The following is an 11,005-nucleotide window of genomic DNA, read 5'->3' as shown; positions in this document are numbered from 1 at the left end:
GGGTTGACGTTGACCAGGATCGCGCCGATCTTGGCGGTGGCGTACTGGACGATCACCCATTCGGCGCAGTTCGGCGCCCAGATGCCGACCCTGTCGCCCTTGTCGATGCCGGAGGCGAGGAGGGCGAGGGCCAGGCGGTTCACGTCCGCGTCGAGTTCGGCGTAGGTCCAGCGGCGGGCCGAGGGGACGTCGACGAGGGCTTCGCGGTCGGGGAAGCGGTGCACGGTGCGTTCGAAGTCGGCGCCGATGGTCTCGCCGAGGAGGGGGGCCGGTGCGGTGGCGCTGGCGTAGGAGTGAGCGGGCATGTCAGGAGTCTCCGTTGAAGATCTTGGTGTTACCGAGCGGCCAGCCGGGGTCGCCGGTGCGAACGAAGCGCACCCAGGCGGCGTGCATCGCGTCGGCCAGGGATTGGGGGGCGTCCGGGCCGGCGGTGCGTTCGACGCCGGGGGCGTCGAGGAGGTCGAAGACGAAGGGGAGGTCGAGGTTGTGCACCGCGCCCACGCGCCCGCCGCCGACGGGGCTTTCGACGGGGGATGGCCAGTCGAACTCGTAGGCATAGGCGGGTCTGGCTTGGTGGATCCAGCGGGTCTCGCGGGTGAACAGGTGCCGGGTGAAGGCACGCCCGACGCGCTCGGCAGGGGTGAGGGCGGGGTCGGCGAGCGTGGAAGCGGGGTCGGCGGGCACAGGCGCCGGGATGGCGGGGTCGGCGAATACAGGCGCCGGGATGGCGGGGGCGGCGGGCACAGGCGCCGGGATGGCGGGGGCGGGGGCCTGGGCGTCGAGGTGGGTGATCAGGGCCTGGGCCGAAGCCTCGTCGATGTCGGCGACCAGGCGGCGGACGAACACGTCGGCCTCCTCCGACGTGCAGCCGGCCAGCAACGGGACATCCCCGCGCAGAGCCGTCAACGGCACGGCCGGGATCAGGTCGCCGTCGACCACCGGCTTGATCGGCACGGACTCCGCCAGCCCGCCCGAGTCCCCCGCCAGCGGCGGGGGTTGCTCGGCGACGAGGGCGGCGGGCGGCAGGCGGGCGAAGGCGGCGCGGGTGGGCTCGATCCCCAGGCGGGCGGCGAGGGCCTTGGCGTACGAACGGGCGTCCTGCTCCCCCGCGACGAGCGTGGCCGAGCCGCTCATCACGATCGCGCGGTGGAACAGCCCGGCGGCGCGGGGCATCGCGAGGAGGGTGGCGACGGCGGCCCCGCCGGCCGACTGGCCGGCGATGGTCACGTTGCCGGGATCGCCGCCGAAGGCCGCGATGTTGTCGCGCACCCATTCCAGTGCCGCCAGCCAGTCGAGCACGCCCCGGTTGAGCGGGGCGTCGTCGAGGGCCAGGAAGCCTTCGAAGCCGAGCCGGTAGTTGATCGCCACGCAGACGATGCCGTCGCGGGCGAAGCGGTGGCCCTGGTGCCAGGCCGCGCCGTTGCCGCCGATGGCGAAGGCGCCGCCGTGGATCCAGAACAGGACGGGCAGCGGCCCGGATGCGCCGGGCACCGGCGTGTGGATGTCGAGGTTGAGGCAGTCCTCCCCCACCTCGAAGACGTCAGGGGCGTACAGCCCGACGTCCTCCCCGGCCGCCTGGGGCGCGGCGGCACCCCGCGTGACCGCCTGCCGTACGCCGTCCCAGGGAGGCACCGCGACGGGCGCCCCGAACCGGCGTTCCCCGAACGGCGGCGCGGCGTAGGGCACGCCGAGGAAGGCGAGCACCCCTTCCTCCGCCTTCCCCTCGACCAGCCCGGCCGCGGTCCGCGCGATCACCCCCGGCGCCATCCGGCCGTCCCTTCCACGATGCGGATCGCCGCCCGGGTGAGCGGCTCCAGGCTCTCCTCGTGCACCTTGTCGATCGTGTCCGCCGAGTCGAACAGGTACATGGGCGCGGAGAGGAAGTGCACGAGCGGCACCCCTTCCGGGTGGAAGAAGGCCCCGTCGGTGGGCGGCATCGGCGAGAACACGTCGGGCGGCAACACGAACGAGCGCCGCAGGTCCTCGGCGACCAGGGCCTGCGCCACCAGCTCTTCGAGTCCCGGCGAGGTGAACCACCATCCGGGCTCGGGGTCGTCCGTCGGGACCAGCGCGCCGTCCACGGCCTCGCACCGCCGGGCGGCGTGCTCCAGGTGCAGTTGCAGCACCACGGCGCCCAGCATCTCCCGATGCTCGGAGATGAACGCCCGGGTCCCCGCGGCGTGCGCCATGTGACCGGCGGTCAGCAGGAACAGCAGGTTGTGCGGCCGCTGCTCCTCCGGCACGTCTGCCCAGTGCCGGGCGGCGGCCAGGACGAGCGCGATCCCCGAGGTGTCCTCGACGGCCGAGGCCCAGGGCGCGTCGTGGTGGGAGCCGATGATCACCCACTGGTCGGAGCGCCCCGGCAGCGTGCCGATCACGTTGTGCGACACGGCCGGGCCGGTCTCGGCGGAGACGGTGAGCGTGCCCGTGCAGGGGCCCTCGTCGACCAGGGCGAGCACCCGCCGCGCGTCGCCGCCCGACAGCCAGACGGCGGGGATGTCGCGTCGCACGGCGTCGTAGGGCACGTAGTAGTCGCGCGTCTCCCACGGCACCCCGGTGAGCGCGCCGGCGAAGCCGGCGGCGCCGCCGTCGATGGCGCCCTGGATGACGTCGAGGTAGTCGAGCTGGAACGGCAGCGTCTGGACGAGGGAGTCGAAGACGCCCTCGGGGTCGTGCACGGCCTTGGCCAGGTCTCTGACGTAGAACTGCGGCAGTTCGGTGAAGGTGTATTCGGGCACGACGATCGCGCCGGGCACGACCTCGCGGCCGACGGGCGCGGTGACGGCGGCCTCGGGCGTGGTGTACGGCAGGGCGAACGCCTCCACCGTCACCGTCCGGGATGGGTCGGCGTCGAGGTGGACCTCCAGGGAGGCGGCCACGGGCCGCCACACCGGCAGGTCGACGGGCTCCAGCCGTGCGTCATGGAGCCCGAACTCCGCGAACCGGTCGAGAGCCCACGCGGCGACCCAGTCGTCGGCCGGGTATCCGGGCCGCCTGATGCCCCGGGAAACGATCGTCTCGATCCAGTCCATCATCGTTTCAGCCCTCCGAAGGTGAGCCCCGCCACGTAGTAGCGCTGCAGCGCCACCATCAGGATGAACGGTGGCACGGCGGTGACCAGTGCCGCGGTGGTGGTCAGGTGGTAGGTGACGCCTACCTCGCTCTGGAAGTTGGCCAGTCCGACCGGCAGCGGCCACAGCTCCTGGTCGTTGGCCACGATCAGCGGCCACAGCAGGTTGTCCCACTGCGCCAGGAAGTGCACGAGGAAGAGCGTGATGAGCGCGGGCTTGAGCAGCGGCACGGCGATGCGGGCGAAGATGCGGAACTCTCCCGCGCCGTCGACCCGGGCGGCGAGCAGCAGTTCGCGCGGGATGCCGAGGGCGAACTGCCGCACCAGGAAGACGCCGAACGCGCTGATCATGCCTGGCACGATCATGCCCTGGAAGGTGTTGACCCAGCCGAGTTCCTTGACGATGAGGAAGACCGGGATGACCAGGACCATCGGTGTGAGCGCGAGCGTGCCGATGACGAGCGCGAACAGTGCGCGGCGGCCGGGGAAGGACAGGTGCGCCATCGCGTATCCGGCGGCGGCCGAGAAGATCACGTCCAGGAGGCCCGTGCCGAGGCAGAGGATGAGGCTGTTGCGCAGGTACAACGCCAGGTTGCCCTCGCCGAGCAGCACGCGCAGGTTGTCGGGCAGGTGGAAGCCGTTGAAGACGAGCCCGCTCAGGTCGGTGTCGTCGGGTGCGGAGGCGACGACGACCATGACGTAGACGGGCAGCAGCATGAACCCGACCGCGGTGATCAGCCAGGCACTTCGCAGCACGGTCATTCCTCGCCTCCTTTCAGGAATCCGAACTGCAGCGCCGAGATGATCACCATGGCGGCGAGCAGCACCATGCCCATCGCGGCCGCGTAGCCCATGTGCTCGTAGGGGAAGGCGTTGGCCCAGATGTAGTACGGCAGCACCTGGGTGGCGTCGGCGGGCCCGCCGCCGGTGAGCAGGAAGGCGGGCACGAAGGCCTGCATCGACCCGGCCACCGAGATGACCAGGACGAACAGCAGCGTCCTGCGCAGCAGCGGGAGGGTGATCCTGGTGAAGGTGGTCACCGCTCCAGAGCCGTCGATGGCGGCGGCTTCGTACACCTCGCCGGGAAGGGCCTGCAGCCCGGCGGTCAGGATGATCACGAACAGGCCGAGGCTCTTCCAGACGACCATCACGACCAGTGCCCAGATGGCCAGGTCGGAGCTGGTCAGCCAGGCCTGCGGCTCGATCCCGGCGAGACCGAGCAGGGTGTTGGCCAGGCCGCGGTCGGAGTAGATGATCACCCACACCATGGACGTGGCGGCGAGCGGCATCACGGCCGGGATCATGACGAGCGCCCTGAGCCAGCGGTTGAGCCGTCCCGGCTTGGCCAGCGGCACCGCCACCAGCAGCGTCAGCACGATCGTCGGGACGACCGTGCAGACCGTGTAGACGGCGGTGATCCAGGCCGAGTTCAGGAAGCCCGGGTCGGCGAACATGCGCTCGTAGTTGGCCAGGCCGATCCACTGGGGCGTGCCCGCCATCTCGTAGTCGGTGAAGCTGAGGTAGATGGCGGCCACGAACGGGACGAGCCAGAACACGACGAAGAAGACGGCCACCGGGAGGGTCAGCGCGACGCCCGCGGTGGCCTGGGGACGAACGATGCGGTGAGCGGCCCGGCTGCCGGGGCCTGTCTCGCCGCGTGCCAGGACTTTCACTGGATCTGCCGCGTGGCCGCGTCGTAGGCCGCCGCGGCCTGTGCCGGGGTCGCCTTGCCGTGGGCGACGGAGTCGACGGCGCTGGAGGCGGCCTTGGCCAGTTCGAGGGTGCCGGGGATGGTCGGGCCGAAGTCGACGTGCGGGAGGCTGTCGGCGACGATCTTCATGATCTCCGACTCGCCCCGCGGTCCGGCCTGGCGCCAGCCCTTGGTGGGGATGATGATGCCGTTGTCGAGGTTGGTCGTCACCGACCGGGCGCCCTGCAGGTAGTTGACGAGGTGCCAGGCGGTGTACTGGTTGGGCGAGTCCTTGGCCACGCCCCAGCCCCAGGTGTAGGCGGGCACGACCGAGGGGCGGCCCTCCCAGGCGGGCATGGGGGCGACGCCGTACGGCGTGCTCTTCTTGCCGAGCTTCTCCAGGGCGGGGCCGAGGAAGGCGCCGCTGATGACCATGGCGGCCTCGCCGGAGTAGAACAGTCCGAGCGCGCCCAGGGGGTTGGAGAGCTTGGGGTTGCCGAGCTTCGACATGTAGGTCAGCGCGTCCACCAGCGACGTCCCGCCCTTGGTGAGGGCGGTGATCATCATGAGGGCCCACTGCGGGTCGCCGTAGAGCCACTGGAGCCCGACCTGCCTGCGGTCGGCGGAGGTGAGCTTCGTGCTGGCGGCGGCGATCTCCTCCCAGGTCGCCGGGGGCTTGTCGGGGTCGAGTCCGGCCTGCTCGAACCGGTCCTTGCGGTAGTAGAGCATGCACGGGTTGAAGTCGATGGGCACGCCGTACGGCACGCCGTCGTAGGTGAGCGGGGTGGTCGTGCCCGGTTCGTAGTTCTGGAGCGTGAGCGCCTTGGTGTCGACGGGCGCGAGCCGGTTCTTCTTGGCGTGCGCCGGGAAGCTCCAGTGGCCGATCTTGAAGACGTCGGGCGGCGTGCCGCCGGTGAAGGCGGTCAGCAGCTTGGCGTCGAGCTGGCCGACGGGCAGGTAGAGCAGCCGCACGTCGACCCGGTACTCGGCGATGTAGTCGTGCACGAGCGCCTGGAACTGCTCGCCGGTCTCCTGCGAGCCGTGCAGCCAGACGTTGACCTCGCCCTGTGGCTTGCCGTACGCGACCTGCTGCCGTGGCTCGTCCCTGCCGCATCCGGCGAGCAGGGTGAGCGCTCCGGCGGCGAGTAATCCACGCCGCGTCAGTTCCGCCATCGTCGTTCTCCTAGGTGAGGTTCTTGAGGGCCTGGTTCTGCCAGGCGGTGTTGGTGGGCAGCTCGGGGGCGGTGCCGGCGAAGGCGCCGCGGGCCTGGGTGTCGGCCATGAGGCGATAGCGCAGCCACGCGGTGACGTAGCCGAGGAAGCCCCCGCCGCCGTTCTGGACGTCGTTGTGTCCCGCGCCCTTGAGCAGCGCCTTGCCCGCTCCCGCGGTGGCCTGGTCGTAGTAGCCCTGCAGGGTCGCGGCCGAGGAGATCAGCCAGTCGTTGGCGCCGCTGAGGAAGAGCACGGGGACGGTCAGGTCGGCGACGGAGAACTCGTCCCCCTGGCTCGCCATCCAGGCGGCGGGCGTGGCGATCGGTACGACGGTCTTGATCAGCCCGGCGGAGTCGTTGGCCGCGTTGATGGATCCGCCCGCGCCCTGGGAGTGGCCGACGGCGGCGATCTGGGCGGGGTTGAGCTTGCCGTGGAAGGCGCTGGCGGGATCGGCGTTGAGGCCGGCCAGGTGCTGGGCGGCGGCGAGGATCTCGGCGCCGGTGCCCGTGGTGGTGTCGGTGGAGGCGACCACGGCGAAGCCCCACGAGGCGAGGTGGTTGAGCAGGCCCGGGTAGTTGTCGGGGGTGGCCCACGAGCCGTTGCCCCAGGTGACGATCGGGTGCGTGACGCCGCCCGCGCCGAGGGTGGCGGGGTGGTAGAGCCGGTGGCCGCCCGAGGTGCCGGTGGCGACCGGCCACGGGCCGGGAGCCTTGTAGATCGTCTCGATGGTGGAGGCGGCGTGGGCCTCGGTGGTGGTCAGCGACAGGAATCCGGCCGAGGCGAGGCCGAGCGCCCCTGCTCGCAGTGCCTGCCGGCGGGTGATGTTCTCCATGGTCACACCTCGTAGGTTATTTGGAGACGTGAACGTCTCCAAGAGAGAGAAGTACGATCGGTGAGCGATGTCAAGAGATGAAGAAGTCCGTCCGCTTCCGAGGGGAAAACATGGGCTCTCCCCTGACACGGTGCGCAATTCCCAGCGGGAGCGCCTGGTGGAAGCCATGCTGCGGCTCGTCGCCAGGCGCGGCTACGCCGCCACGAGCGTGCCGGACGTGATCGCCGCCGCGCGGGTCTCGCGCAACGCCTTCTACGCGCAGTTCGCCGACAAGGAGGCGTGCTTCCTGGCCGGATGCGAGCGCGACCTGCCCGACATGATCGACACGATCTACGCCGCCGCCTCGGAGGCGGGCGACGACTGGACCGAGTCGCTCCGGCTGGGGCTCCTGGCCTACCTGCGCTGGTGGCAGGAGCGGCCGGAGTACGCGCAGGCGTACTTCGTGGAACTCCCGAGGGCGGGCGAGCGCGCCGCCGCCCAGCGTGATGCCGCCTACCGCCCCTTCCTCGACATGCTCGCGGCCCTGGCCGGCCGGGCCAGGCCGGAGAGCCGGCCGCTGGGCGACGCGGTGCCCCGCCTGATCGTCTACGGGGCCACCGAGTTCATCGCCTCGGAGGTGCGGGCGGGCCACGCGACCACCCTGGAGTCGTCGGCCGGCGACCTGTTCCACTACACGGTCACCCTGCTCACGGCATCGTGACCACCCCCTCCGCCTGGACCCGCCAGCCGTCGGGGAAGCACCGCGAGGCCGCCAGGTGGGCGACCGCCGCCAGCAGGCCGCCGTTGCCCGGCAGGTAGAGGGGCAGCAGGTCGGGCCACTGGTGGTTGTGGCCACTGGGCAGGTAGGTGTTCTTCGGCGCCTCCATCATCAGCGCGTCCACGGCCGTGCCAGGCTCGCCCAGCCTGGCCGCGCACATCGCGAGCATCGGATAGTCCCAGCCCCAGGTGCTGTCCAGGTCCCAGTCGGCGAGCACGTCGTGCAGGGTGCGCCGCATGGTCTCGGGATCGATCAGCGGGGTCGGCGGCACGAACCCGAGCGCGCCGGTCATCGAGGGATGGTCGGTCCTGATCGTGTACGGCTCCACGCCGATGGCCGCGTAGACGCCGTCGCGCACCAGCGGCCTGGCCAGGCCGTCCATGACCCGCGCCCACTCGGGTTCCGGTTCGAGGCCGATGAGGGCACGCCACCGCTGAGCCGTCTCCAGCCCCCACCACCAGTAGGCCAGCTCGAAGGCGGGGTCTCGCACCGTCCGCCTGGACTCGTGGTAGGACTCCTGCGCCGGGACCAGCGGCGGCCCGAGATGCCCGCCGGCCGCGAACGACGCCATGAACTCGGCCGTCTCGAAGACCAGGTCCCGGTAGTCGTCCAGCGCTCCTGGGCGGCCCCTGCGGAGCAGCTCGGCGAAGTAGATGAGGTGCGGCTGCTGCCAGACGATGAACGCGCCGATCTCGCTCGGGCTCTCCCTGCCCTCCGGCCCCACCTGCTTGGGCCAGCGGGCGCCGCGGAAGCCCTGCCGCCGGGCGGTCTCCCTGGCCCGCGGCAGGATCGAGCGATACCACGGCAGGCTGCGCTCCAGCAGCTCCGGCCTGCCCCACAGGACGAAGTGGGCGGCGTGCCACCAGTGCATCTCCAGGTGGAACTTGCCGCTCCAGGAGTTGACGACCAGCCCGGTCTCCTGCGGCGGGGTGGAACCCGCGCAGTTGACCGCGGTGAGGTACTGCGAGAGCACGACCCGGCGTTCGAGCTCGGGTGCTCGCGGGTCGGCGCTGCCCTCGAAGCTCACCGCTCCCCCGCTCGTCCAGAACCGCTGCCAGTGGGCGGCGGCAGCCGTGCGGACCCGGGAGAAGGACGGGAGCGGGCCGGGCGGCCGGCGGCAGACCTCGACGACGAGTTCCAGCTCGTCGCCCTGGATCACGTACTCGTGCGGGCCTGGCGTGGTGAAACGTGCCTGCCCCGTCCACTCGGCGGCCACGTAATAGTGGTCGTCGTCCAGGACGCGGATGAAGTCGCACCGCGAGCCGTTCACCGCGTGCGTGGTGGTGTGCCGGTCGGGCCTGCCCCAGTCGGCGGTGGTGTGCCAGCCGTCGCTGGCGTACGGGAAGGTGATCCTGATCCCGCCGCCGCCCGCGACGCGGACGGCCAGCAGGTCCCGCTCGGGGTGGCAGACCGTCTCCACCTCGTACGGCACGCCGTCGAGCTCGAAGGAGCTCGACAGCAGGCCGGTCCACAGGTCGAGGGTCTGCTTCGACCGCCCGATCACGGCTCCGGGAGCGGCGTCGAGGCCGATCCGGCCCAGATGCAGGCGGTGCGGGTTCACGTGCAGCCAGCCGCCCGCCTCCGTGGCCGGGTACAGGTCGGGGTATCCGACGCCGTCGTAGTCGGTGAGCGCGTCGTCCAGGACGTGGCCCTCGGGGTTGGGCATGGTGTGCCAGCCCCACTGCGCCTGGGTGCCCAGCGGTGCGAAGGTCTGCAGCCCGGTGGCGTCGGCGGTGAAGGCGAACTCGCCGTTGCCGACGGTGAGCGGGCATCCGGCGTCGGTCACGGTGTGCCGGCGCACGAGCGCCTCGCGGTCGATGCTCACACGCACCCCGGCGTGCCGGAGGCGCGCATCTGGCGCATGGAGGTCACATCCCCCGCCACGGCCGACTGGGCCATCGGGCCGAGGTCGAGCACGACGTCGGTGAAGGCGAGCGAGGCCTTGCGCATCGCCGCCACGTCGATCGCCTCGGCGCCGAACTGCGGCGAGAACAGCGTCTTGGGCGCGGCGATGGGGGCGATGACGGGCAGCAGGTGCTGGTTGTACGGGGTGCCCTCGCCTCCGAAGGAGCAGTGGCGCGGCACCTTGGTGAGGTCGGCGGCCGACAGGCCCTTCAGGACCGCGGTGCGGCGGACGTCCCAGTGCTGGATGTGGCCCTTGACCAGCTCGCGCAGCTGCGTGCTCTCGCTGACCGGGACCATCAGCAGCTCGGTGAGGGTGGCGTTGGGCACGAGCTGCTTGCCGGGCAGGCCGCCCGGCCGGGCGACCGCGTCGTAGCGCCTGGCGCCCAGGTGCTCCAGCACCACGACGGAGGAGACGCCGCCCTGGTCGTATTCGGCGTCGAGCTGCGCGGCGAGCTGGCCGGCGCCGCCCTCGCGCACGTCCGGTCCGGTCAGGTGCTGGTAGAGGTGGCCGGTGACGAACGCGAACTGCACGGTGCGGGGACGGCAGGCCACCGGCAGCGTCGACAGGTAGCGCGCCATCTCGATCATGGTGAGCGGCCCGTTGTCCCACACCGGGCTCATGCCGTCGGTGTGGCTCTCGACGACGATCTTCTGCGCGCTCCCGCCGGGCAGGGTCGCGAGCAGGGTGCGGGTCGTGGTCGGCGTCCAGGCGGCGTTCAGGGACAGCGTGGCCTGGACCTGCTGGCCGGCCGCGAGCGCGTCCTTGATCTGCTTGCCCTGGTCGGCGCCGACGTAGGCGCCCGGCAGGCCGTACGGCAGGCCCTCGTAGGGGGCGTACATGCCCTGGATCTGCGCGTGCGGCAGCTGGCTGACCTCGATCACGCCCAGCGCGCCCGCCGCGGCGGCGGCCTTGAGGTCGGCGTCCGCGGCGGCCGGGGCCTCCATCGACTCCGAACCGAGCAGGTTGATCGTCAGGCCGGGGTCGTACATGGAGTAGCCGAGGCCGCCGAGCGGATAGAACAGCAGGTTCGGCACGTTCGTCCACGGCAGGTCCCGCACGACGATCTTGCCCGCGGCGTTGGCGGGGGTGATGTTCGTCCCGGCCGCCAGGTGGACGAGCGGCGCGGTCACATCGGCGGAGGCGGAGAACGGCACGGGCGCCGCGACCTGCACCGCCGTACCGCCGACGGTCAGGGAGGTGCCGAGGCTGTCCCACCGGTCGATGGCGTAGGGCAGGGAGGAGAACTGCAGGCCGGGGATGGTCGCCAGCTCGTCCTCCAGCCAGTCGATGTAGCCGGCGTGCGCGGTGGAGCCCGTCGGCCTCGGGCCGAAAGCCTCCTGCTGCTCGGCCAGGGTGTTCAGGCGGGCCTCCGAGGCGAAGGCGGCTGGGTCGACCCGCACCGGGCAGGCCGTCGTCTGGGCGAGGGCGGGCTGGGCCGGTGTGATCAGTGGCAGGAGAAGGGCGAGGAGAGCGAGTCGTCTCACGTGGGGGTCCTTCGATCGAATCGTTTTAATGAATGGCCCGCACCAGTCCCCCGA

Annotated in this window: 10 protein-coding genes; 1 reads left to right on the top strand and 9 read right to left on the bottom strand. The window is 71.6% G+C overall.

Going from position 1 to position 11,005, the window contains the following annotated elements; all coding sequences use genetic code 11:
- The 7 genes from ACIBH1_RS31745 to ACIBH1_RS31715 form a co-directional block, all read right to left on the bottom strand.
- The coding region (locus ACIBH1_RS31745) for an AMP-binding protein (RefSeq protein WP_397317644.1) at positions 1-305 on the bottom strand (305 nt) is incomplete at its 3' end.
- Position 306: 1 nt separating this feature from the next.
- A complete protein-coding gene (locus tag ACIBH1_RS31740) occupies positions 307-1,767 on the bottom strand; it encodes a carboxylesterase/lipase family protein (protein ID WP_397317643.1) in 1,461 nt (486 codons plus the stop codon).
- Positions 1,752-3,035 (bottom strand): M28 family peptidase, encoded by a 1,284-nt coding sequence (locus ACIBH1_RS31735; protein ID WP_397317642.1) that lies wholly within the window; start codon positions 3,033-3,035, stop codon positions 1,752-1,754. Before ACIBH1_RS31735 ends, ACIBH1_RS31740 begins: the two co-directional genes overlap by 16 nt.
- Positions 3,032-3,832, bottom strand: a complete 801-nt coding sequence (locus ACIBH1_RS31730) for a carbohydrate ABC transporter permease (protein WP_397317641.1) — start codon at positions 3,830-3,832, stop codon at positions 3,032-3,034. Before ACIBH1_RS31730 ends, ACIBH1_RS31735 begins: the two co-directional genes overlap by 4 nt.
- Positions 3,829-4,743, bottom strand: a complete 915-nt coding sequence (locus ACIBH1_RS31725; protein WP_397317640.1) for a carbohydrate ABC transporter permease — start codon at positions 4,741-4,743, stop codon at positions 3,829-3,831. The genes ACIBH1_RS31730 and ACIBH1_RS31725 overlap by 4 nt, the downstream gene beginning before the upstream one ends.
- Positions 4,740-5,933 carry an extracellular solute-binding protein gene (locus tag ACIBH1_RS31720; protein WP_397317639.1) on the bottom strand — a complete coding sequence of 398 codons (1,194 nt, stop codon included), beginning with the start codon at positions 5,931-5,933 and terminating at the stop codon, positions 4,740-4,742. Before ACIBH1_RS31720 ends, ACIBH1_RS31725 begins: the two co-directional genes overlap by 4 nt.
- 10 nt (positions 5,934-5,943) lie before the next feature.
- Complete coding sequence (locus ACIBH1_RS31715) at positions 5,944-6,804, bottom strand: alpha/beta hydrolase (RefSeq protein WP_397317638.1); 861 nt, start codon at positions 6,802-6,804, stop codon at positions 5,944-5,946.
- Positions 6,805-6,934: 130 nt separating this feature from the next.
- Here ACIBH1_RS31715 and ACIBH1_RS31710 point away from each other — a divergent pair, with 130 nt between their 5' ends.
- The gene (locus ACIBH1_RS31710; RefSeq protein WP_397317636.1) at positions 6,935-7,504 is read left to right on the top strand and encodes a TetR/AcrR family transcriptional regulator; all 570 of its coding nucleotides are present in this window, start codon (positions 6,935-6,937) and stop codon (positions 7,502-7,504) included.
- On the opposite strand, the gene ACIBH1_RS31705 is transcribed toward ACIBH1_RS31710, so the two are convergent.
- Both ACIBH1_RS31705 and ACIBH1_RS31700 read right to left on the bottom strand, forming a co-directional pair.
- Positions 7,491-9,386, bottom strand: a complete 1,896-nt coding sequence (locus tag ACIBH1_RS31705) for a hypothetical protein (RefSeq protein WP_397317634.1) — start codon at positions 9,384-9,386, stop codon at positions 7,491-7,493. The genes ACIBH1_RS31710 and ACIBH1_RS31705 overlap by 14 nt on opposite strands.
- Positions 9,383-10,951: a hypothetical protein gene (locus ACIBH1_RS31700; RefSeq protein ID WP_397317633.1), complete on the bottom strand. Its 1,569-nt coding sequence runs from the start codon at positions 10,949-10,951 to the stop codon at positions 9,383-9,385. Before ACIBH1_RS31700 ends, ACIBH1_RS31705 begins: the two co-directional genes overlap by 4 nt.
- Positions 10,952-11,005: the final 54 nt, after the last annotated feature.

The organism is Nonomuraea sp. NPDC050663, from assembly GCF_044456985.1.
GTDB lineage: Bacteria > Actinomycetota > Actinomycetes > Streptosporangiales > Streptosporangiaceae > Nonomuraea.
Note: the sequence above shows the minus strand (reverse complement) of the source record. Positions and strands in the feature narration are given on the sequence as shown.

Excerpts from the sequence above, each read along its gene's own strand:
- ACIBH1_RS31720 (WP_397317639.1), bottom strand. The coding sequence starts at position 5,933 with ATGGCGGAACTGACGCGGCGTGGATTACTCGCCGCCGGAGCGCTCACC.
- ACIBH1_RS31735 (WP_397317642.1), bottom strand. The coding sequence starts at position 3,035 with ATGATGGACTGGATCGAGACGATCGTTTCCCGGGGCATCAGGCGGCCC.
- ACIBH1_RS31730 (WP_397317641.1), bottom strand. The coding sequence starts at position 3,832 with ATGACCGTGCTGCGAAGTGCCTGGCTGATCACCGCGGTCGGGTTCATG.
- ACIBH1_RS31740 (WP_397317643.1), bottom strand. The coding sequence starts at position 1,767 with ATGGCGCCGGGGGTGATCGCGCGGACCGCGGCCGGGCTGGTCGAGGGG.
- ACIBH1_RS31715 (WP_397317638.1), bottom strand. The coding sequence starts at position 6,804 with ATGGAGAACATCACCCGCCGGCAGGCACTGCGAGCAGGGGCGCTCGGC.